The 21921-nt window shown below is 72.0% G+C and carries 18 protein-coding genes and 1 pseudogene; 16 read left to right on the top strand and 3 right to left on the bottom strand.

Annotated elements, in window-relative coordinates; genetic code table 11:
• The first annotated feature begins 4 nt into the window (after window positions 1-4).
• The 12 genes and pseudogenes from nuoI to rarD all read left to right on the top strand — a co-directional run bounded on the left by nuoI (window position 5) and on the right by rarD (window position 13693).
• Entirely contained in the window at window positions 5-595 is a 591-nt protein-coding gene (gene nuoI / locus OG823_RS14390) for an NADH-quinone oxidoreductase subunit NuoI (RefSeq protein ID WP_371479917.1), read from the top strand.
• The gene (locus OG823_RS14385; RefSeq protein ID WP_371479916.1) at window positions 592-1467 is read left to right on the top strand and encodes an NADH-quinone oxidoreductase subunit J; all 876 of its coding nucleotides are present in this window, start codon (window positions 592-594) and stop codon (window positions 1465-1467) included. Before nuoI ends, OG823_RS14385 begins: the two co-directional genes overlap by 4 nt.
• The gene (gene nuoK / locus OG823_RS14380) at window positions 1464-1763 is read left to right on the top strand and encodes an NADH-quinone oxidoreductase subunit NuoK (protein WP_035798594.1); all 300 of its coding nucleotides are present in this window, start codon (window positions 1464-1466) and stop codon (window positions 1761-1763) included. Before OG823_RS14385 ends, nuoK begins: the two co-directional genes overlap by 4 nt.
• Window positions 1764-1777: 14 nt before the next feature.
• Complete coding sequence (nuoL, locus tag OG823_RS14375; RefSeq protein ID WP_371479915.1) at window positions 1778-3673, top strand: NADH-quinone oxidoreductase subunit L; 1896 nt, start codon at window positions 1778-1780, stop codon at window positions 3671-3673.
• 61 nt (window positions 3674-3734) lie between these two features.
• A complete protein-coding gene (locus tag OG823_RS14370; protein WP_371479914.1) occupies window positions 3735-5351 on the top strand; it encodes an NADH-quinone oxidoreductase subunit M in 1617 nt (538 codons plus the stop codon).
• A complete protein-coding gene (gene nuoN / locus OG823_RS14365) occupies window positions 5348-6982 on the top strand; it encodes an NADH-quinone oxidoreductase subunit NuoN (protein ID WP_371479913.1) in 1635 nt (544 codons plus the stop codon). The genes OG823_RS14370 and nuoN overlap by 4 nt, the downstream gene beginning before the upstream one ends.
• Before the next feature lie 253 nt (window positions 6983-7235).
• Window positions 7236-8246: a polyprenyl synthetase family protein gene (locus tag OG823_RS14360; RefSeq protein WP_371479912.1), complete on the top strand. Its 1011-nt coding sequence runs from the start codon at window positions 7236-7238 to the stop codon at window positions 8244-8246.
• Window positions 8247-8322: 76 nt separating this feature from the next.
• Window positions 8323-8985 (top strand): LuxR C-terminal-related transcriptional regulator, encoded by a 663-nt coding sequence (locus OG823_RS14355; protein WP_371479911.1) that lies wholly within the window; start codon window positions 8323-8325, stop codon window positions 8983-8985.
• A gap of 281 nt (window positions 8986-9266) precedes the next feature.
• Entirely contained in the window at window positions 9267-11240 is a 1974-nt protein-coding gene (locus OG823_RS14350; RefSeq protein ID WP_371479910.1) for a 2-oxoacid:acceptor oxidoreductase subunit alpha, read from the top strand.
• Window positions 11233-12288: a 2-oxoacid:ferredoxin oxidoreductase subunit beta gene (locus OG823_RS14345; RefSeq protein ID WP_371479909.1), complete on the top strand. Its 1056-nt coding sequence runs from the start codon at window positions 11233-11235 to the stop codon at window positions 12286-12288. The genes OG823_RS14350 and OG823_RS14345 overlap by 8 nt, the downstream gene beginning before the upstream one ends.
• Before the next feature lie 118 nt (window positions 12289-12406).
• A pseudogene (locus tag OG823_RS14340) lies at window positions 12407-12583 on the top strand (KR domain-containing protein); the annotation flags it as partial.
• 132 nt (window positions 12584-12715) lie between these two features.
• Window positions 12716-13693, top strand: coding sequence for an EamA family transporter RarD (gene rarD / locus OG823_RS14335; RefSeq protein WP_371479908.1), 978 nt, complete (start codon window positions 12716-12718; stop codon window positions 13691-13693).
• Window positions 13694-13758: 65 nt separating this feature from the next.
• On the opposite strand, the gene OG823_RS14330 is transcribed toward rarD, so the two are convergent.
• Genes OG823_RS14330 through OG823_RS14320 form a run of 3 tightly spaced genes read right to left on the bottom strand, consistent with a single transcriptional unit; the run spans window position 13759 to window position 16972 of the window.
• The gene (locus OG823_RS14330; RefSeq protein WP_371479906.1) at window positions 13759-14709 is read right to left on the bottom strand and encodes an ABC transporter permease; all 951 of its coding nucleotides are present in this window, start codon (window positions 14707-14709) and stop codon (window positions 13759-13761) included.
• Window positions 14696-15730 carry an ABC transporter ATP-binding protein gene (locus OG823_RS14325; RefSeq protein ID WP_371479905.1) on the bottom strand — a complete coding sequence of 345 codons (1035 nt, stop codon included), beginning with the start codon at window positions 15728-15730 and terminating at the stop codon, window positions 14696-14698. The genes OG823_RS14330 and OG823_RS14325 overlap by 14 nt, the downstream gene beginning before the upstream one ends.
• Entirely contained in the window at window positions 15731-16972 is a 1242-nt protein-coding gene (locus OG823_RS14320; RefSeq protein WP_371479904.1) for an outer membrane lipoprotein carrier protein LolA, read from the bottom strand.
• Between the two features lie 194 nt (window positions 16973-17166).
• On the opposite strand from OG823_RS14320, the gene OG823_RS14315 reads away from it, so the two are divergent.
• From OG823_RS14315 to OG823_RS14300, 4 genes are all read left to right on the top strand, one after another.
• The gene (locus OG823_RS14315; protein WP_371479903.1) at window positions 17167-19761 is read left to right on the top strand and encodes a bifunctional FO biosynthesis protein CofGH; all 2595 of its coding nucleotides are present in this window, start codon (window positions 17167-17169) and stop codon (window positions 19759-19761) included.
• A 137-nt stretch (window positions 19762-19898) separates the two neighbouring features.
• Window positions 19899-20219, top strand: coding sequence for a hypothetical protein (locus tag OG823_RS14310; RefSeq protein ID WP_371479902.1), 321 nt, complete (start codon window positions 19899-19901; stop codon window positions 20217-20219).
• A gap of 2 nt (window positions 20220-20221) precedes the next feature.
• Complete coding sequence (locus OG823_RS14305; protein ID WP_371484475.1) at window positions 20222-21478, top strand: amidase domain-containing protein; 1257 nt, start codon at window positions 20222-20224, stop codon at window positions 21476-21478.
• A gap of 26 nt (window positions 21479-21504) precedes the next feature.
• Window positions 21505-21897: a hypothetical protein gene (locus OG823_RS14300; RefSeq protein WP_371479901.1), complete on the top strand. Its 393-nt coding sequence runs from the start codon at window positions 21505-21507 to the stop codon at window positions 21895-21897.
• The last annotated feature ends 24 nt before the right edge of the window (window positions 21898-21921 follow it).

Below are 21921 nucleotides of genomic sequence, written 5' to 3'. Positions count from 1 at the left end.
CGACATGTCGGACGACACCGAGAAGTCGTCGATCCTGGGCCCGGCCGCAGGCTTCGGCGTGACCTTCCAGGCCATGTTCAAGAAGCGGCTCACCGAGCAGTACCCGGAGCAGAAGAAGCCCACCGCTCCGCGCTTCCACGGCCGCCACCAGCTGAACCGGCACCCGGACGGCCTGGAGAAGTGCGTCGGGTGCGAGTTGTGCGCCTGGGCCTGCCCGGCCGACGCGATCTACGTCGAGGGCGCCGACAACACCGACGAGGAGCGCTACTCGCCCGGTGAGCGCTACGGCGCGGTCTACCAGATCAACTACGCCCGCTGCATCCTCTGCGGGCTCTGCATCGAGGCCTGTCCGACCAGGGCCCTGACCATGACCAACGAGTACGAGCTGGCGGACTCCTCCCGCAAGGACCTGATCTTCACCAAGGAGCAGTTGCTGGCCGGCCTCACCGAGGGCATGGTCGACTCCCCGCACCCGATCTACCCCGGCGCCGACGAGGGCGCCTACTACCGCGGCGAGATCACCGCCGCCGCGCCCGGGACCGAGCGTCAGACGCCCGTGTCGCGGCAGAAGTCCGAAGAGGAGGTGTCCGGGTGAACGCGCTCGCCCTGACCGGGGCCGCTTCCACGGGTGAGGCCGTGCAGTTCTGGGTCCTCGCCGTGATCGCCGTGGGCGGCGCCCTCGGCATGCTGCTGCTGCGCAAGGCCGTGCACAGTGCACTGTGCCTGGCCGCGACCATGATCTCGCTGGCGCTCTGCTACATGGCGCAGGGCGCGATCTTCCTGGGCGTCGTGCAGATCGTCGTCTACACCGGCGCGATCATGATGCTCTTCCTGTTCGTGATGATGCTGGTCGGCGTCACCTCCGAGGACTCGCTCAAGGAGCAGCTGAAGGGCCAGCGGTTCGCCGCCGTGTTCTGCGGCCTCGGCTTCGGGGTGCTGCTGATCGCGGGTATCGCCAACGCGAAGCTGAACCACTTCACCGGCCTGGCCGAGGCGAACGCCGAGGGCAACGTGCAGGGCCTGGCGCGGCTGATCTTCACCAAGTACGTCTGGGCCTTCGAGGTCACCGGCGCCCTGCTGATCACCGCCGCGATCGGCGCCATGGTGCTCACCCACCGCGAGCACGTGAAGGCCCCGAGCACCCAGCGCGAGCTGGCCGCCCAGCGGGTGAGGGACAACATCCAGGTGCCGCCGATGCCGGCCCCCGGTGTGTACGCCCGGCACAACGCGGTCGACGTCCCCGGCCTGCTGCCGGACGGCACGATCGCCGAGGACTCGGTGATGGCCACCCTGCGCGAGCGCGGCCAGATCCGCGACGTCAGCCAGGAGATGCTGCGGCGAATGGCCGAGCTGGAGGGCAGCACGGCCGAGTGGCTCGGCCGGGCGCCGTCCGCCCGGCCGCCGGTGCCCGCACCGGGCAGGCCCGCACTGGAGAAGGTTCCGAACCACGAGGGGGACCAGCCGTGAACCCCGTCAACTACCTCTATCTTGCGGCCCTGTTGTTCACCATCGGTGCCAGCGGGGTGCTGATCAGGCGCAACGCGATCGTGCTGTTCATGTGCGTCGAGCTGATGCTCAACGCCTCGAACCTGGCGCTGGTCACCTTCTCCCGGCTGCACGGCAACCTGGACGGTCAGATCATCGCGTTCTTCACCATGGTGGTCGCGGCGGCCGAGGTCGTCGTCGGTCTCGCCATCATCGTGTCCATCTTCCGGACCAGGCACTCGGCTTCGGTCGATGACAGCAACCTGATGAAGCTGTAGGCGGAGGGCCCACGGTGAACTCTCTCATTCCGCTGCTCGTGGCGGCCCCGCTGGCGGGCGCCGCCCTGCTCCTGCTCGGCGGGCGCCGGCTCGACCGCTTCGGCCACTGGCTGGGCACGGCCTTCGCCGCGCTCTCCTTCGCCTTCGGGCTGGCGCTGTTCGTGTCGATGCTGGGCCGGGACGCCGAGCAACGCCCGGTGAACCTGCACCTGTACAGCTGGATCCCGGTGAACGGCTTCCAGGCCGACGTCGGATTCCGGCTGGACCAGCTGTCGATCACCTTCGTCCTGCTGATCACCGGCGTCGGCACCCTGATCCACCTCTACTCGGTGGGCTACATGGCGCACGACGAGCGCCGTCGGCGCTTCTTCGCGTACCTGAACCTGTTCCTGGCCGCCATGCTGCTGCTGGTGATCGCGGACAACTACCTCCTGCTGTACGTGGGTTGGGAGGGGGTCGGGCTCGCCTCGTACCTGCTGATCGGTTTCTGGCAGCACAAGCCCAGTGCCGCGACGGCCGCCAAGAAGGCGTTCCTGGTCAACCGGGTCGGCGACATGGGCCTGTCGATCGCGATCATGCTGATGTTCACCGAGTTCGGCAGCTTCGCCTTCGAGCCTGTCTTCGGCGCCGCGCCGCAGGCGAGCGAGGGCAGGCTGACCGCGATCGCCCTGATGCTGCTGCTCGCCGCCTGCGGCAAGTCCGCGCAGGTGCCGCTGCAGTCCTGGCTCGGGGACGCGATGGAGGGCCCGACCCCGGTCTCGGCCCTGATCCACGCGGCCACCATGGTGACCGCCGGCGTCTACCTGATCACCCGCTCGTCCGCGATCTTCAACCTGGCGCCGGACGCGCAGACCGCCGTGGTGGTGGTCGGCGCGGTCACGCTGATCTTCGGTGCGGTCGTCGGTTGCGCGAAGGACGACATCAAGAAGGCGCTGGCCGGCTCGACCATGTCGCAGATCGGCTACATGATCCTCGCGGCCGGCCTCGGCCCGATCGGCTACGCCTTCGCGATCATGCACCTGGTCACCCACGGCTTCTTCAAGGCCGGGCTCTTCCTCGGCGCCGGGTCGGTCATGCACGGCATGAACGACGAGGTGAACATGCGGCGCTACGGGGGCCTGCGCAAGTACATGCCGGTCACCTTCGTCACCTTCGGCCTCGGCTACCTGGCGATCATCGGGTTCCCCGGCCTGTCCGGCTTCTTCTCCAAGGACAAGATCATCGAGGCGGCCTTCGCCAAGGGCGGCACCGAGGGCTGGATCCTCGGCCTCTGCACCCTTCTGGGCGCCGCCGTCACCGCGTTCTACATGACCCGGGTGATGATCCTGACCTTCTTCGGCGAGAAGCGCTGGCAGCCGGACGCCGAGGGGCACGAACCGCACCCGCACGAGTCCCCGAAGATCATGACCGCTCCGATGGTCGTGCTCGCGTTCGGTTCGGTCTTCGCCGGCGGTCTGTTCGCCCTGAACAGCTCCTTCGTCACCTGGCTGGAGCCGATCACCGGCCTCTCCGAGGGCGACTCCCCGCTGACCCCGCTCACCGTCACCGCGCTCACCATGGTCTGCATGCTGGCCGGCGTCGGTCTGTCGTACCTGATGTACGGCCGCTCGCAGGTCCCCGTGGTCCCGCCGGTCGGCTCCGCGCTCACCCGGGCCGCCCGTCGCGACCTGCTCCAGGACGACTTCAACCACGCCGTCCTGGTCCGCCCCGGCTCCGCGCTCGCGGCCGCGCTCGTCTACTTCGACAGCAGGGGCCTCGACGGCTTCGTCAACGGCCTCGCCGCCACCATCGGCGGCGTCTCCAGCCGGCTGCGCCGCGTACAGAACGGCTACGTCCGGACGTACGCCCTCTCCATGTTCGGCGGCACGCTGGTGCTGGTCGCCACCACTCTCCTGATGAGGTCGGTCTGATGATGAGTCGCTCACTGACTCGCCCGCTCGCGGGAGATTCCACACGTCGGGAGGTCCGGCCATGAGTTACCTGCTGAGCGCCACCTGCGCCGTCCCGGCGGCCGGCGCGGTGCTCACCGCCGCGTTGCCCGCCGGGTCGGACGAGGGCCGCCGGCGCGTCACCAAACTGGTCGCCCTGGGCGTCTCGTTCGTCACCCTGGCCCTCGCCGTCGTCATCGCGGTGCGGTTCGATCCGGGCGGCGCCCGCTACCAGCTCACCGAGTCGCACAGCTGGATCCGGTCCTTCGGCATCACCTTCTCGCTCGGCGCCGACGGTATCGGCACGGTGCTGGCGCTGCTGACGGCGGTGCTGATCCCGGTGGTGATGCTCGCCTCCTGGCACGACGCCGATCCGGCGCCGGCGCCCGAGGGGACGTTCGAGAACCGCCGGCGCACCCAGGGCTTCTTCGCGCTGATCCTGGCCGTCGAGGCGATGGTGATCGTGTCGTTCCTGGCGACCGACGTCTTCGTGTTCTACGTCTTCTTCGAAGCCATGCTGATCCCGATGTACTTCCTGATCGGCGGATTCGGGGACCGCGCGGGCGGCCCCGAGTCGGCGCGCCAGCGCTCCTACGCCGCGGTGAAGTTCCTGCTGTACAACCTGCTCGGCGGGCTGGTCATGCTGGCCGCGGTGATCGGGCTGTACGTGATCGCGCAGCAGCAGGGCTTCGGCACCTTCGACCTGCCCACGCTCACCTCCGCGATCGCCGACGGCAAGCTCGTGCTCGGCGGCACCGCCGAGAAGGCGCTCTTCCTGGGCTTCTTCTTCGCCTTCGCGGTGAAGGCGCCGCTGTGGCCGCTGCACACCTGGCTGCCCAACGCGATGGGGGAGTCGACCGCCGGAACGGCCGTGCTGATCACGGCGGTCGTCGACAAGGTCGGCACCTTCGCGATGCTCCGCTTCTGCCTCGGCCTGTTCCCGGACGCCTCGAAGACCTTCGCCCCGGTGATCCTGGTCCTCGCGGTGGTCGGCATCATCTACGGCGCCCTGGTGGCCGTCGGCCAGAAGGACATCAAGCGGCTGGTCGCGTACGCGTCGATCTCGCACTTCGGCTTCATCATCCTGGGCATCTTCGCGATGACCAGCCAGGGCCAGAGCGGCGCGACCCTCTACATGGTCAACCACGGCATCTCGACCGCCCTGCTGATGCTGCTGGCCGGCTTCCTGATCTCGCGGCGCGGATCCCGGCTGATCGCCGACTACGGCGGTGTGCAGAAGGTCGCCCCGGTGCTCGCCGGGACGTTCCTGATCGGCGGGCTCGCCACCCTCTCGCTGCCGGGCCTGGCGCCCTTCGTGAGCGAGTTCCTCGTCCTGGTGGGCACCTTCACCCGCTACCCGGTGCTCGGCATCATCGCCACCTTCGGCATCGTGCTGGCCGCGCTGTACGTCCTGGTGCTCTACCAGCGCACCATGACCGGGCCGGTCAAGGAGGGCGTGCGCGGCATGCCCGACCTCAAGGTCCGCGAACTGGCCGTGGTGGCACCGCTGGTGGCGCTGACCATCCTGCTGGGCGTCTACCCCAAGCCGCTCACCGACATCGTCAACCCGGCGGTGGACGACACCCTCTCCCAGATCCACCGGACCGACCCGGCACCGGCCCACCCGGTGGCCGCCATCCCAGGAGGTGAGCACAAGTGACGGTCCAATGGCTCGCCGCCGCCGGCGGCAACAGCCCGAGCATCCCGGCGCCGCACATCGAGTACGGTCAGCTCTCCCCGATGCTGGTGGTCTTCGGCGCCGCCGTCGCCGGGATCCTCGCCGAGGCGTTCCTGCCCCGCGCGTCCCGCTACTGGGCACAGATCGTGATCGCCCTGCTCGGCCTCGGCGGCGCGTTCGCCGCCGTGATCGTGCTCGCCTCCCAGGGCTACGGCAGCACCAAGGTCGACCTGCTGGCGATGGGTTCGGTCGCGCTCGACGGACCCGCGCTGTTCCTGCAGGGCGTGATCCTGCTGGTCGCCGTGGTGGCCGTGCTCACCTACGCCGAGCGGCGGCTGGAGCCCACCGTCGGCGGTGTCCCGGTGGACGCCTTCGCCGCGCAGGCCTCCGCCACCCCCGGCGGCGAGCAGGAGCGGGCGGCCACCCGGGCCGGCTTCGCCAGCACCGAGGTCTTCCCGCTCACCCTGTTCGCGGTCGGCGGCATGCTGCTCTTCCCGGCAGCCAACGACCTGCTGACGATGTTCGTGGCGCTGGAGGTCTTCTCCCTCCCGCTCTACCTGCTCTGCGCGCTGGCCAGGCGCCGCCGGCTGCTCTCCCAGGAGGCGGCCGTCAAGTACTTCCTGCTGGGCGCGTTCGCCTCGGCGTTCTTCCTGTTCGGCACGGCCCTGCTGTACGGCTACGCGGGCAGTGTGCGGCTCGGCGACATCGCCGACGTCATCTCCGGCGAGGCGCAGGCGACCCCGGCCCTGCTCAACACCACCCAGAACGACGCCCTGCTGCTGATCGGCCTGGCGCTGCTCTCGGTCGGCCTGCTCTTCAAGGTCGGCGCGGTGCCGTTCCACTCCTGGACCCCGGACGTCTACCAGGGCGCGCCGACGCCCGTCACCGGCTTCATGGCGGCGGCGACCAAGGTGGCCGCGTTCGGCGCCTTCATGCGGCTGTTCTACGTGGCCTTCCCCGGCCTGCGCTGGGACTGGCGGCCGGTGATGTGGGGCGTGGCGATCCTGACCATGGTGGTGGGCGCCGTGCTGGCGGTCACCCAGCAGGACGTCAAGCGGCTGCTCGCGTACTCCTCGATCGCGCACGCCGGTTTCATCCTCACCGGTGTGATCGCCACCAACCGGCAGGGCCTGAGCGCGGTGCTCTTCTACCTGCTGGCGTACTCCTTCGTGACGCTCGGCGCCTTCGCCGTCGTCACGCTGGTCCGCGACTCCAAGGGCGAGGCCACCCACCTCTCCAGCTGGGCGGGTCTGGGGCGGCGCTCGCCGCTGCTGGCGGCGGTCTTCGCGCTCTTCCTGCTGGCCTTCGCCGGCATCCCGCTCACCTCGGGCTTCACCGGGAAGTTCGCGGTGTTCCAGGCCGCGGCGGCGGGCGGCGCCACGCCGCTGGTCATCGTCGGTGTACTCAGCTCGGCGGTGGCGGCCTTCTTCTACATCCGGGTCATCGTGCTGATGTTCTTCTCCGACCCGCAGCCGGGCGGCCCCACGGTGGCCGTCCCCAGCGCCTTCACGGCGACCGCCATCGGCGTCGGCGTGCTGGTCACCCTGGGCCTGGGGCTGCTGCCGCAGTACTTCCTGGACCTGGCGTCGAAGGTGTCGCCGTTCGTCCGCTGAACCGCCGCGCACAGCGGTCCGGGCCGCGCCGGGGAGCGCGGCCCGGACCCTGCTCCGGGGGGACGCGGGGCCGGACGGGCCCGACCGGGCACCGGCGCCGCCCGTACGGCCGCGACCGGTCCGACCGCACCGGCCATGACAGACCCGCACGCCCGTGCAGTGATCCACTCGTGACCGGATACCCTGCCTGTATGGCCAGCGGCGGCACTCAGGGACCGGGCCGCTAGATCGACCAGGGACAGGAGTGGTCTTCGTGACCGTCGTGGGACCCTTCGGGCTCAGCGTGCAGGACCGCGATCTGACCCGCGACGTCCAGAGCGGCATGGACGCGGTGGAAGCCGCCCTCGCCGAGGCCGTCAAGAGCGACGTCTCCTTCATCACCATCACCGCGAGCCACCTCATCGAGGCCGGCGGCAAGCGGTTCCGGCCGCTGCTGGTGATGCTCGCCGCGCAGTTCGGCGACCCCTACGCACCGGGCGTCGTACCGGCGGCCGTGGTGGTCGAGCTGACCCACCTGGCGACGCTGTACCACGACGACGTGATGGACGAGGCCCCCGTGCGGCGCGGCGCCCCCAGCGCGAACTCCCGCTGGGACAACTCGGTCGCCATCCTCACCGGCGACTTCCTCTTCTCCCGCGCCTCCCAGGTGCTCGCCGACCTCGGCCCGGAGGCCGTCCGGCTCCAGGCCGACGCCTTCGAGCGACTGGTCACCGGCCAGATCCTGGAGACCGCCGGCCCCGGCCCGGACGACGACCCGCTGCGCCACTACCTCGACGTGCTCTCCGGCAAGACCGGCTCGCTGGTCGCCGTCTCCTGCCGCTTCGGCTCGCTGATGTCCGGCGCCCAGCCGTGGGTCGTCGACATCCTCACCGAGTACGGCGAGCGGATGGGCATGGCGTTCCAGCTCGCCGACGACGTGCTCGACATCGCCAGCGACGGCCACGAGTCCGGCAAGACGCCCGGCACCGACCTGCGCGAGGGCGTGCCGACACTGCCGATCCTGCTGCTCCAGCAGATGCCCGCCGACCCGGCCGACCCGTCGGACGTCCGGCTGCGCGAACTGCTCCAGCTCGACCTGGCCGACGACGTGCTGCACGCCGAGGCGCTGCGGCTGCTGCGCAAGCACCCCGCGCTGGAGCACGCCCGCCGCGAGACCCTGCGCTACGCCGAGGAGGCCCGCGCGCTGCTGGCCCCGCTGCCGGAATGCCCGGCCAAGGCGGCCCTGCAGGGGCTGTGCGACGCGGTGGCCATTCGTACCATGTGATCTTCCGGTCGGAGCCCGTGCGGACAGGCGGATAGGGAAGACTGACCCCGTCAGTCCAGCCCACCGGAAGGCCGCCATGCTTCGCGTCGTCATCGCCGAGGACTCCGTTCTGTTGCGGGAGGGACTGACCCGGCTGCTCACCGACCGCGGCCTGGAGGTCGTGGCAGGAGTCGGGGACGGCGAGGCGCTGCTCAAGGCGATCCACGACCTCGCCGCCGCCGACGCGCTGCCGGACGTGGTGGTCGCCGACGTGCGGATGCCGCCGACCCACACCGACGAGGGCGTCCGGGCCTGCGTGGCGCTGCGCGGCCTCTACCCGTCGCTGGGCGTGCTGGTGCTGTCGCAGTACGTCGAGGAGCGGTACGCCTCCGAGCTGCTGGCCGGTTCCACCCGGGGTGTCGGCTACCTGCTCAAGGACCGGGTCGCCGAGGTGCGCGAGTTCGTCGACGCGGTGGTCCGGGTGGCCGGCGGCGGTACGGCGCTGGACCCGGAGGTGGTGCAGCAGTTGCTGAGCCGCAGCCGCCGCGGTGACGTGCTGGAGGGCCTCACCCCGCGCGAGCGGGAGGTGCTGGGGCTGATGGCCGAGGGCCGCACCAACGCCGCCGTGGCCAAGCAGCTGGTCGTCTCGGACGGCGCGGTGGAGAAGCACGTCAGCAACATCTTCCTCAAGCTCGGCCTCGCCCAGAGCCCGGAGGACCACCGCCGGGTGCTCGCGGTGCTCACCTACCTGGGTTCCTGACCCGGCTTCCGATCCTCGCTTCCGTTCGTGCCCCACCTCCGGCTCCCGTTCGCGCGCCGGGGTGGGGCACGGAATCGGCCGGTGTGTCGGGGGGCGGTTCTCCGTGCTGCTGATATCGGTGTGAAGAACTGCGGAAAAAGGACAACGAGGAAGCACTTCCCGCCGCATGCCCAAGTTCCGTCCGCTGGATTCATCCCGCGCATAGGATGCGGATGGTGCACCAGGCGGACGGGGCACACGGCTCACGCCCGCGGCTGATGCCCACGAGGAGGTCCGCGGCAGTGACCAGCCAGGTCGATCAGTCAGAGGCAGTGGACGGCTCGGACGGGAACGAATCCCATTCCGGCCCGCTCCCGCCGGGAGGCTCACAGCCCAGGCCCGTCAAGCCGGTCAGACGACTCGACCGGGTGATCATCCGATTCGCCGGCGACTCCGGTGACGGGATGCAGCTCACGGGTGACCGCTTCACGTCCGAGACCGCGTCCTTCGGGAACGACCTGTCCACCCTGCCGAACTTCCCGGCCGAGATCCGGGCGCCCGCCGGAACCCTTCCGGGTGTCTCCAGCTTCCAGCTGCACTTCGCGGACCACGACATTCTGACGCCCGGCGACGCGCCGAATGTGCTGGTGGCGATGAATCCGGCCGCTTTGAAGGCGAATCTCGCGGATCTTCCGCGCGGCGCGGAGATCATCGTGAATACCGACGAGTTCACGAAACGCGCGCTGGCGAAGGTCGGATATCCGGCCGATCCGCTCGACGACGGCTCCCTGGAGGCCTATCACCTGCACCGGGTGCCGCTGACCACGCTCACCCTGGAGGCCCTCAAGGACAGCGGGCTGGCCCGCAAGGACGCCGAGCGGGCGAAGAACATGTTCGCGCTGGGGCTGCTGTCCTGGATGTACCACCGGCCGACCCGGGGGACGGAGGCGTTCCTGCGCTCGAAGTTCGCCGCCAAGCCGCAGATCGCCGAGGCGAACGTGCTCGCCTTCCGGGCCGGGTGGAACTTCGGTGAGACGACCGAGGACTTCGCCGTCAGCTACGAGATCGCCCCGGCCGCCCTGCCCGCGGGCACCTACCGCAACATCTCCGGGAACCTGGCGCTCTCCTACGGCCTGATCGCCGCCGCCCGCCGCTCGGGACTGCCGCTCTACCTCGGCTCGTACCCGATCACCCCGGCGTCCGACATCCTGCACGAGCTGAGCCGGCACAAGAACTTCGGCGTCAGGACGTTCCAGGCCGAGGACGAGATCGCCGGCATCGGCGCGGCGCTCGGCGCGGCCTTCGGCGGCGCGCTCGGGGTCACCACCACCTCGGGGCCGGGCGTGGCGCTGAAGTCGGAGGCGATCGGCCTCGCCGTCTCGCTCGAACTCCCGCTGCTGGTGGTGGACATCCAGCGCGGGGGGCCCTCCACCGGCCTGCCGACCAAGACCGAGCAGGCGGATCTGCTGCAGGCCATGTTCGGCCGCAACGGTGAGGCCCCGGTACCGGTGGTCGCCCCCGCGACGCCCGCCGAGTGCTTCGACGCGGCGCTGGAGGCGGCCAGGATCGCCGTCACCTACCGGACGCCGGTGTTCCTGCTGAGCGACGGCTACCTGGCGAACGGCTCCGAGCCGTGGCGGATCCCGGAGGTCGACGAACTTCCCGAGATCGCACCGGACTTCGCGACCGGCCCGAACCACACCCTGGAGGACGGCTCGGAGGTGTTCTGGCCGTACAAGCGCGACCCGCTCACCCTGGCCCGCCCCTGGGCGGTGCCCGGGACGCCGGGCCTGGAGCACCGGATCGGCGGGATCGAGAAGCAGGACGGCAACGGCAACATCTCCTACGACCCCGCCAACCACGACCTGATGGTCCGCACCCGGCAGGCCAAGATCGACGGAATCTCCGTCGATCCGCTGGTGGTCGACGACCCGGGCGGCGACGCCCGGGTGCTGGTGCTCGGCTGGGGCTCCACCTACGGGCCGATCGCGGCGGCGGTGCGCCGGGTGCGCGCCGACGGCGGCCGGGTCGCCCAGGCCCACCTGCGCAACCTCAACCCCTTCCCGGCCAACCTCGGCGGGGTGCTGGCCGCGTACGACCGGGTGATCGTGCCGGAGATGAACCTGGGCCAACTGGCCCTGCTGCTGCGCGCCAAGTACCTGGTGGACGCGCAGTCCTACAACCAGGTGCGCGGACTGCCTTTCAAGGCAGCGCAGTTGGCGGACATGCTGTGGGCGGCGATCGGAACGCTGGACGGGGACGAGACCGATGACTGAGAACTTCCGCTCCCTGGAGCTGGTCCCGAAGGCCGACGGCCCGCAGAGCGCCCGGGACTTCAAGACCGACCAGGAGGTCCGCTGGTGCCCGGGCTGCGGGGACTACGCGATCCTCGCCGCCGTGCAGGCGTTCATGCCGGAGCTCGGCATCCGCCGGGAGAACACCGTGTTCGTGTCCGGGATCGGCTGCTCCTCCCGGTTCCCGTACTACATGAACACCTACGGGATGCACTCCATCCACGGTCGCGCCCCGGCGATCGCGACCGGTCTGGCGACCTCCCGGCAGGATCTGAGCGTCTGGGTGGTGACGGGGGACGGCGACGCGCTGTCGATCGGCGGCAACCACCTCATCCACGCGCTGCGGCGCAACGTCAACCTGAAGATCCTGCTGTTCAACAACCGGATCTACGGCCTGACGAAGGGCCAGTACTCGCCGACCAGCGAGCTCGGGAAGATCACCAAGTCCACGCCGATGGGCTCGCTCGACGCACCGTTCAACCCGCTCTCGCTGGCGATCGGCGCGGAGGCCACCTTCGTCGCCCGCACCATCGACTCGGACCGCAAGCACCTGCAGTCGGTGCTCCGCGCGGCGGCCGAGCACGAGGGCACGGCGCTGGTGGAGATCTACCAGAACTGCAACATCTTCAACGACGGCGCGTTCGAGGTGCTCAAGGAGCCGGGCACCAGGGACGAGGCGCTGATCCGGCTGGAGCACGGGCAGCCGGTCCGCTTCGGCGCGGACGGCGGCCAGGGCGTGTTCCGTGACGCCGGCAGCGGTGAGCTGTACGCGGCCGCCGTGACGCCGGCCAACGAGGGCGGGGTGCTGGTCCACGACGCGCACGCGGCCGGCCCCGCCACCGCCTTCGCGCTGTCCCGGATCGCCGACGCCGACACGCTGCACCACACCCCGATCGGGGTCCTGCGCAGCGTCCGGCGTCCGGTCTACGACACGCTGATGGCGGAGCAGCTTGCCGCCGCCACCGCCCGGCGCGGCCCCGGCGAGCTCGCCGCCCTGCTGGCCGGCAGCGACACCTGGACGGTCGGCTGACGGCGCCCGGCCGACGCCCGGCCAGGCGCACGGCCACGCGCACGGCGGCTGCCCACCGGACCCGTCCGGTGGGCAGCGCGGCCGCCCGGTGACCTTCCACAACGTGACGGCGGACGAGCACCTCAAGGTGCTGCTGGGCGCGGGTCTGCCGCCGGTCCTCGCGGAGATCCTGGTGGACGTGGACGCCGCGATCGCCCGGGGCGAGCTCGCCGACACCGACGGCGACCTGGCCCGGCTGATCGGCCGGCCGACCACCCCGCTCGCCGAGACGCTGCGGGCCGCTCTGCGGGGCTGAGGCGGGCGCCCGGCGCCCCGGGCCCGATCTGTCACGTGATTGTCATGACCAAAAACCGCTAATGGCGATGACACGCCACTGCGCGCCCGCTACCGTCGGCTCGACACAAGCGCGCGCGGAGGGCAGGCCGTCATGCCGGAGACATCCCCACAGGAGGCCGCCCGTGGCCTCTGGTTCGGCGTCGCCTCGTACGGGATCTGGGGGCTCTTCCCGCTGTTCTGGCCACTGCTGGAACCCAGCCGGGCCGACGACATCCTGGTCAACCGGATGGTCTGGTCACTGGTCGCCGTCCTGGTGCTGCTGCTGGTGCAGCGCCACTGGAGCTGGGTCAGGCCGCTGCTGCGCCAGCCCCGGCGGCTGGCGATGTCGGCCGGCGCGGCGGCCGTCGTCTCGGTCAACTGGGGCGTCTACATCTGGGGTGTCAACAGCGGGCACGTCGTCGAGACCAGCCTCGGGTACTTCATCAACCCGCTGGTCACCATCGCGTTCGGCGTCCTGCTGCTGCACGAGCGGCTGCGGCCGGCCCAGTGGGCCGCGGTCGGCGTCGGCGCCCTCGCGGTGGCGGTCCTCACCATCGCCTACGGGCAGCCGCCGTGGATCGCGCTGACCCTGGCGTTCTCCTTCGCGATCTACGGCCTGCTGAAGAAGAAGGTCGGGTTGAGCGGGCTGGAGAGCCTCGCGACGGAGAGCGCCTTCCTGTTCCCCTTCGCCCTCGGCTACCTGATCTACCTCGCGGTCAGCGGGCAGGGCACGCTCGGCCACACCGTCCCCGGCTCGTACGGGTGGGGGCACTCCGGGCTGCTGGTGCTGAGCGGCGTGGTCACCGCCGTCCCGCTGCTCTTCTTCGGCGCCGCGGCGGTGCGGGTCCCGCTGACCGTGCTCGGTCTGCTCCAGTACCTGGCCCCGGTGTTCCAGTTCCTGATCGGCGTCGCCGTGATGCACGAGACCATGGAGCCCGCCCGCTGGGGCGGTTTCGCGCTGGTCTGGGTCGCCCTGGCGCTGCTGACCTGGGACGCGCTGCGGCGGCTGCGGGCGGACCGCGCGGCGGCCCTCGCCGCGGCCGAAGGGCCCGCCGACCGGCCCGTCACGGCCCCGGCCGCCACCCGCTGACCTGCGCCACCCGCTGGCCCGGGGCGGTGCGAGCCGGCGCTGCCGGCTCGCACCGCCCCGGAGGGTCAGGCCGTGACGTCCCTGCTGGTGAAGCGGGCCCACGCGGCGGAGCCGAAGATCGCGACGTAGACCGCCTGCACACCGAGGTTGCGCAGCACACCGTCCCAGTACATCGGCTGCCGCAGCAGGTCGGCGAAGCTCAGCCAGTGGTGGCTGAAGAGGTACGGCTGGATCGCGTGCAGCTGCGGGAAGCTGTCCAGGATCTGCACGGTGATCACCAACCCGACGGTGCTCGCCATCGCGGCGATCCCGCTGCCCGTCAGCGTCGAGACGAACAGCCCGATCGCGACCAGCCCGGCCAGCGAGGCCGCCACCACGCCCGCCACCAGGACGGCCCGCAGCAGCGCCGCGCCCAGGCCGATGGAGTCGCCCGAGATCAGCGTCACCTCGCCGAGCGGGAAGAGCGCCGCGCCCGTCGCCAGCGCGGCCAGCGCGACCGTCGCGGTCGCCGCCGCGCAGAACACCAGCCCGGCCGCGAACTTGGCCGCCAGCAGCCGGGTCCGGCCGGCCGGGGCGACCAGCAGGTAGCGCAGGGTGCCGGTACTCGCCTCGCCCGCGATCGAGTCGCCCGCGACCACACCGACCGTCATCGGCAGGAACACCGGAAGCGCGACGGCCAGCGAGGTGAAGACCAGGAACAGGCCGTTCTGGCTGACCTGGGCGAGGAAGGCCGGCCCCTCCCCGCCGTGCGCGTCGCCGGTCTGGATCCTGACCACCACGCCGATCAGCACCGGCAGCACCGCCAGGATGCCCAGCAGGGCCATCGTCCTGACCCGTCGGAAGGTCAGCGCCACCTCGCTCCGGAACAGCGCCAGGAAGCCCGCCGCCGTCTGCGGCCGGCGGCCCTCCGCCGCCATCGGGGCCACCCCCGCGGGGGCGGCCGCCACCGCGGCCACCGCCCCGGCGGCCGGTCCTGCGGCGGCCGGCGCCACCTCGTCGGTCTCAGCCCGCGACATCGAAGCCCTCCCCGGTCAGCGCCACGAAGGCGTCCTCCAACGTGCCCCGCTCGACTCCGAAGCCGACCACCCGCACCCCGGCGGCGACCAGCGCCGCGCACAGCTCCGGGAGGGCCTCCTCGTCGGTACGGCCCGCCTCGGCCTCCACCCGGTCCTCGCCGGTGCGGACGCCGCTCAGCCCGTGGGCCGAGAGGATCCCGGCCGCCGGAGCGACGTCCAAGGTCCGGACCACCAGCCGGCCCTGGGCCCGGGCCGCCAGCTCCGGCACGGTGCCCTGGACCACCAGGCGTCCGCGCGACATCACGGCGGCGTGCGTGCAGACCTGCTCGATCTCGTCCAGCAGGTGCGAGGAGAGGAAGACCGTGGTGCCCTCCGCCGCCACGTCCCTGACCAGGGTGCGGATCTCCCGCATGCCCTGCGGATCGAGACCGTTGGTCGGCTCGTCCAGCACCAGCAGCTCACGCGGCTGGAGCAGGGCGGCCGCCAGGCCGAGCCGCTGCTTCATCCCCAGCGAGTACGCCCTGGCCTTCTTGCCGGCCGCCGCCGTCAGACCGACCCGGTCCAGCGCCTCGCCGACCCGCCGGCCGCGGGTGCGCGGATCGGCGGTCGGGTCGGCGCAGTCGTAGCGGACCAGGTTGTCGCGCCCGGAGAGGAATCCGTAGAGGGCGGGCCCCTCGATCAGGGCGCCCACCCGGGGCAGCACCGTGCCCACCGACTGCGGCATGGCCTCGCCGAGCACCGTCGCGCTCCCGGCGGACGGCGCGATCAGGCCCATCAGCATCCGGATCGTGGTGGTCTTGCCGGAGCCGTTCGGGCCGAGGAAGCCGAAGACGCTGCCCCGGGGCACCGTCAGATCCAGGCCGTCCACCGCGAGCTGGCCGCCCCGGAAGCGCTTGGTCAGGCCGCTGGTACTGATGACGGCATCGCCGGCGGGGAGTGCCGGCGCGGGGACGGCCACCGGGGCCGGGCGCGCGTCCGCGGCCCGGCCCCCGGCCGGCTCCGCGGTGGGAGCCTGTGTCATCTACTTCACCCCGGCCGCACTCTGCAGCACCGGCAGCGTCACCGCGCCGGCGAACACCCGGCCGTCATCCGTGATCAGCACGTTGAGCACCTTGGTGCCGATCAGGGTGCCGCCCTTGACGGGCTTGCCGAGCGCCTTGGCCAGCTGCTGCGCGCTCCGGCCGCCGAACTGCTCGCCGTGCGTGCCCCCGGCCCCGGCCGGAGCGGACGCCCCGCCGGTGGGCAGCGTGGTGCCGAGCACGCTCGTCCAGCCCTCACCGAGCACGTTCAGGCCGTCCCCGGCGGCGCCGGGAGCCTTCGCGGCCTTACCGGCGGCCTGGCCGGGAGCCCCGCCACCGGCCTTCTGCTCCGTCACCTTCGCGCCCTTGGGAGCGCTGAAGTCGAAGGTCCCGGCCGCCGGCGCGGCGAAGGAGACGTCCTTGAAGTGGACGTCGAACACGGTGGCGCCCCCGTCGGCGGCCTTCACCACCACCGCCAGCGGCACGCCGTTGTCGGCGTCCACCGCGATCCGCACCTCACCGATCGTCGAGCCCGCGCCGGTCGGCCGCACGCTCAGCCGGTACGCCTTCCGGCCGGCCACCGTCTCCGTACCATCCACCGTTACGGAGGTGCTGTCCGCACTCAGGTCGAGGAACCGCTTCGCCGCCTCCTGCGGGGTGCTGGGCACGCCCGTCAGCGGGGCCCCGGCGGCCTCGCCGGCAGCGGCGCCCTGGGGCAGCGCCAGGTGCACGGCCTCGTTGCGGGCACTGTCCCAGGCCCAGGCCTGGCTCCCGTTGCGGACCAGCTCGTACTCGGCGAGGTCCTTGATCAGCCCGACCCGCTGTCGGTCGGGGCCGTCCACCGCGACCCGCAGGGTGTGCTCGCCGCCCAGCAGAGCCGGCAGCTCGGTCTGCGGCGCGGCCGGGGAGCCCTGCTGCCCGGCCCCCGCTCCGCCGCCGAGACCCGAGCCGCCGCCGAGACCCGCGGCGGAGCCGAGCAGCTGCGCGGGCACCCCCAGGTCGGCGGAGACCTGCACGGTGCCGGTGAGCGTCCGGGACTCGGAGCCGAGCGCCTTCGCCACCACCTGCTGGGCCGTCAGGGGCGGCAGGCCCGGTGCCCCGCCGTCGGCCAGCGCGGGCACCAGACCGATGCCTGCGGCCACCACCCCGGCCACCGTCACCGGCACCAGCACCCGCACCGCCGTGCGCCGCCCAGGCCGGTACGGCGCTGCGACCTGCCCCGCCGTCGTCGTGTCGTCCGTCATCGCGTTCAACCCCTCCGTAGCTGTGACCCGCTCGCCCGTCCCCACTCCATTAGAGGCGATCGGCGGGCCGCCGGCATCGCCCTACGGAGCCAGATGCGGCTACGCCTCACGACGCATGTACCGGGGCGGGTGACCCTGATCCCAACTCAGGGTCACGTAGTCCTACGGGCTGAAAGCAGGCGTAGGGTCGCGCCATGGACGTAACGGACGCCTCCCCGGCCACTTCCGCTCCCGCCCCCACCGCGAACGCCATGAGGCGGGCCCTGCGCCGCGCCCGTGACGGCGTGGCGCTCGACGCGGGCGAGGCGGCGGTGCTGCTCCAGGCCCGGGGGGCCGATCTGCGGGCGCTGTGCGAGAGCGCCGCGCGGGTGCGCGACGCCGGGCTGGCGCAGGCCGGGCGGCCCGGGGTCGTCACGTACTCGAAGAAGGTCTTCATCCCGCTCACCCGGCTGTGCCGGGACAAGTGCCACTACTGCACCTTCGTGACCGTCCCGGGGAAGCTCAGGCGGGCCGGCCACGGCATGTACCTCTCACCGGACGAGGTCCTGGAGATCGCCCGTCAGGGGGCCGCGCTGGGCTGCAAGGAGGCCCTCTTCACACTCGGCGACCGGCCGGAGGAGCGGTGGCCCGAGGCCCGCGAGTGGCTGGACGCGCACGGCTACGACGACACCCTCGCCTACGTCCGGGCGATGGCGATCCGGGTGCTGGAGGAGACCGGCCTGCTGCCGCACCTGAACCCCGGCGTGCTGACCTGGACGGACTTCCAGCGGCTGAAGCCGGTCGCCCCGTCCATGGGCATGATGCTGGAGACCACCGCGACCCGCCTCTGGTCCGAGCCCGGCGGCCCGCACTTCGGTTCGCCGGACAAGGAGCCCGCCGTCCGGCTGCGGGTGCTGGAGGACGCCGGGCGCAGCGCCGTGCCGTTCACCACCGGCGTGCTGATCGGGATCGGCGAGACGTACGAGGAGCGGGCCGACGCCCTGTTCGCGATCCGGCGCACCGCCCGGCGCTACCACGCGATCCAGGAGGTGATCGTGCAGAACTTCCGGGCCAAGCCGGACACCGCGATGCGCGCGATGCCCGACGCGGAGCTGGAGGAGCTGGCGGCGGCGATCGCCGTCACCCGCCTGGTGCTCGGACCCTCCGCACGGGTCCAGGCGCCGCCGAACCTGGTCGGCGGCGAGTTCGCGCTGATCATCGGCGCGGGCATCGACGACTGGGGCGGCGTCTCGCCGCTGACGCCGGACCACGTCAACCCCGAGCGCCCCTGGCCGCACATCGACGACCTGGCGGCCCGAACCGCCGAAGCCGGCTTCGAGCTGCGCGAGCGGCTCACCGTCCACCCCGAGTACCTGCTGCGCGGCGAGCCCTGGCTGGACCCGCGGATCCTGCCGCACGTCAACGCGCTCGCCGACCCGGCCACCGGCCTGGCCCGGGCGGACGCCAGGCCGGTCGGCCTGCCCTGGCAGGAGCCGGAGGACCTGCCCGCCTCCTACGGGCGCACCGACCTGCACCGCACCATCGACACCGACGGGCGCACCGGTGACCGCCGGGCCGACTTCGAGGACGTCTACGGGGACTGGGAGGCGCTGCGCGAGCAGGTCGCCGGCGCCGCGCCCGAGCGGCTGACCGGTGACGTCCGCGAGGCGCTGGCGGTGGCCGCGGACGACCCGACCCGGCTGACCGACGATCAGGCACTGGCCCTGTTCCACGCCGACGGTCCGGCCCTGGACGCGCTCTGCCGGATCGCCGACGACGTCCGCCGGGACGCGGTCGGCGACACCGTCACCTACTGCGTCACCCGGAACATCAACTTCACCAACGTCTGCTACACCGGCTGCCGGTTCTGCGCCTTCGCCCAGCGCCGCACCGACGCCGACGCCTACACCCTCTCGCTGGACCAGGTCGCCGACCGCGCCGCCCAGGCCTGGGACGTCGGCGCCACCGAGGTCTGCATGCAGGGCGGCATCCACCCCGACCTGCCCGGCACCGCGTACTTCGACATCGCCCGCGCGGTGAAGGCCCGGGTGCCCGGCATGCACGTGCACGCCTTCTCGCCGATGGAGGTGGTCAACGGCGCGACCCGCACCGGACTTTCCATCAGGGACTGGCTCCAGCAGGCCAAGGAGGCCGGTCTGGACACCATCCCCGGTACCGCCGCCGAGATCCTGGACGACGACGTCCGCTGGGTGCTGACCAAGGGCAAGCTGCCCGCGGCCACCTGGGTCGAGGTCGTCGGCACCGCGCACGAGCTGGGCATCCGCTCCTCGTCCACGATGATGTACGGCCACGTGGACACGCCCGCGCACTGGCTGGGCCACCTGCGGCTGCTCGCGGAGATCCAGCAGCGGACCGGCGGGTTCACCGAGTTCGTCACCCTCCCCTTCATCCACACCAACGCACCGGTCTACCTGGCCGGCATCTCCCGGCCCGGGCCGACCGCCCGCGACAACCGGGCGGTGGTCGCGATGGCCAGGCTGCTGCTGCACACCCACATCCCCAACATCCAGACCAGCTGGGTGAAGCTGGGGGCCGAGGGCGCCGCCGAGATGCTCCGCTCGGGCGCCAACGACCTGGGCGGCACGCTGATGGAGGAGACCATCTCGCGGATGGCCGGCTCGGCGTACGGCAGCTACAAGTCCGTGCGCGACCTGGAGGCCATCGCCGAGGCGGCCGGCCGGCCGCACCGCCAGCGCACCACCACCTACGGCGAGGTGCCGGCCGAGCGCCGGGCCGCCGCCCTCGCCTCGGACGGGCACCTGCCGGAGCTGCTCCCGGTCCTGGACTGACCGGCGGCGGACCGTCCGGTGCCGGGGACCGGTGCCGGACGATCCGGGGCGCCCGGCCGGCCGCTGCAACCGTGGGCCGCTCCCGTGCGTCACCCTCGGTGGCAGCGTGGGCTGTCCACGATCCACGGGGGAAAGACGTGTTCGACATCCGCATCCGCCCGGACGGCCTGCACCAGGCCTCCGGAGCACTCGGCGCGACCTCCGCGCACGTCGGCGAGAGGTCCGGGCACTGGCTGGACGGAAGCCTGATCGCCGCCGGCGCCTACCCCGAGTGGGCGGCCGGCCCGGCGCTGCAGGAGTGCGCGCAGGCCTGGCAGACCCACATGACCTCGGTGGTGCAGCAGCTGCAGACCTACTCCGAGCAGCTACGGGACTCCGCGCACTCCTACGACGCCGCCAACGAGGAGGCCGGCCGGCGCTTCGACCAGGCCGCGCGCGACCTGAACGCGGGGGCGTGAGCATGGTCGAGTACGCCGCCCTGAAGGCCGCCGACCCGGCGAAGCTGCAGCGCGCCGCCGAGGGCTGGCTGGAGCTGTCCAAGGAGGCCTGGCAGGCCGTCGACGACATCCACCGCAACGGGGTGGGTCCGCTCAAGGACGACTGGCAGGACGCGGTCGGCGAGGCCGCGGGCAGGAAGCTGGACGAGCAGGCGAAGATCCTGGAGGCCGGCGCCGACATCATGCGCGGTGTCGCGATGGTGCTCGACGGCTGGCACTCCTCGGTCGAGTACGCGCAGCGGGCCCTGGCCCACGCCGTCGACCTGGCCGTCGGCTACCAGCTGGAGGTGGACGGATCCGGCACGGTCTGCACCACCGGCGAGGTGACCGGCGAGAAGATCACCCACATGAACGAGGTCGCGGACCTGATCAAGGAGGCGCTGCGGGAGGCCACCCAGGCGGACGACCGGGCGGCGGCCGAGCTGCGCAAGCTCGGTGCGGCCACCTGCGAGACCGATCCGGGCCGGGCCCTGGACGAACTGCAGGGCGAGGCCTCCCAGGTCGAGCTGGACATGCTCTCCGGCGACATCCCGGACGGCAAGGATCCGCGACTGGTCGCCGACTGGTGGGACTCGCTCTCGGACGCCCAGCGCAAGCAGCTCGAACTCTCGGACCCGGTCCGGCTCGCCGGCCTGCCCGGCATCCCGGACAGCGTCAAGGAGGACCTGCGGGGCGGTCCTGACCGCAAGTTCGACCGGGTGGCGATGGTGCAGTGGACGCTGGAGCACTGGAACGACGGCTCCGGGGACTTCGACGGCGAGAACAACTGCACCAACTTCGCCTCGGAGGCCCTGCTGCAGTCCGGCGTCCGGATGAAGGGCGACTGGACCTTCGAGGGCGATGCCTGGAACAAGGGCAACGATCCGGGCTGGATGGGCCTGGGGCTGGTCGGGCAGCAGCACAGCCACGCGTGGGGAGGCGCCGAGAACCTCCGCGACTTCATGGTCGGCAACGGTGGGCGGGAGCTCCCCGCCTCCGAGGTGAAGCCCGGTGACCTGGTCTTCTTCGAGGAGGACACCGACCAGAACGACGGGCTGGAGAAGGGCAACATCCACCACACGGCGGTCGTCACGGCGGTGACGCCGGACGGCGACATCCGCTACACGCAGCACTCCGACCCCCGGAAGAACGTCAGCCTGGACGGCCGGTCCGGGCACGAGGCCTCGGCCGAGGGGCAGCAGAAGATGCACTTCGTCCGGGTCCAGCCGAACTGGTACTGAGCGGGAACGAGAGAGGGAGTGGTGGGGTGAACGGGTCGGGAGACGGCCTCCGGAGGGCGCGGCTGCCCTGGCTCGGCGCGGTGGTGCTGGCGGGAGCCGTCGGCTGGCTGTTCGTGCGGTACGCCGTCGGGGTCGACCACGACGTGCTGGCGCCGCTCCAGCACTGCCGCCCGGCGCTCGCGACGCCGGCGTCGGCCAGGGCGGCCCTCTTCCTGGGCGTGCTGCTCGGCCTCGGGTCCGCGGCCGGCGCCTTCCGGGCGGTTCTCGGCAGCCGGGCGGGCGGGCGCCATCAGGGCCTCTGGACGGCGCTGGCCGCGCTGGTGGCGGTGTTCGCGACGGTGTTCTTCCTGGTCGAGCTCTTCGCCGTGGTCCACATCCTGTCGGGGCCGGCCACCTCGGGTGACAGCTGCGGTGGGTGACCCGCCGCCGGGCCGGCCCGCTCC

Source organism: Kitasatospora sp. NBC_00315, assembly GCF_041435095.1.
GTDB lineage: Bacteria > Actinomycetota > Actinomycetes > Streptomycetales > Streptomycetaceae > Kitasatospora.
This window is presented reverse-complemented; position numbering and strand designations above follow the sequence as displayed.

Coding starts and splice junctions, on each gene's coding strand:
- nuoI (WP_371479917.1), top strand. CDS start 5: ATGTCGGACGACACCGAGAAGTCGTCGATCCTGGGCCCGGCCGCAGGC.
- OG823_RS14370 (WP_371479914.1), top strand. CDS start 3,735: ATGAGTTACCTGCTGAGCGCCACCTGCGCCGTCCCGGCGGCCGGCGCG.
- OG823_RS14355 (WP_371479911.1), top strand. CDS start 8,323: ATGCTTCGCGTCGTCATCGCCGAGGACTCCGTTCTGTTGCGGGAGGGA.
- OG823_RS14345 (WP_371479909.1), top strand. CDS start 11,233: ATGACTGAGAACTTCCGCTCCCTGGAGCTGGTCCCGAAGGCCGACGGC.
- rarD (WP_371479908.1), top strand. CDS start 12,716: ATGCCGGAGACATCCCCACAGGAGGCCGCCCGTGGCCTCTGGTTCGGC.
- OG823_RS14330 (WP_371479906.1), bottom strand. CDS start 14,709: ATGTCGCGGGCTGAGACCGACGAGGTGGCGCCGGCCGCCGCAGGACCG.
- OG823_RS14325 (WP_371479905.1), bottom strand. CDS start 15,730: ATGACACAGGCTCCCACCGCGGAGCCGGCCGGGGGCCGGGCCGCGGAC.
- OG823_RS14320 (WP_371479904.1), bottom strand. CDS start 16,972: ATGACGGACGACACGACGACGGCGGGGCAGGTCGCAGCGCCGTACCGG.
- OG823_RS14315 (WP_371479903.1), top strand. CDS start 17,167: ATGGACGTAACGGACGCCTCCCCGGCCACTTCCGCTCCCGCCCCCACC.
- OG823_RS14305 (WP_371484475.1), top strand. CDS start 20,222: ATGGTCGAGTACGCCGCCCTGAAGGCCGCCGACCCGGCGAAGCTGCAG.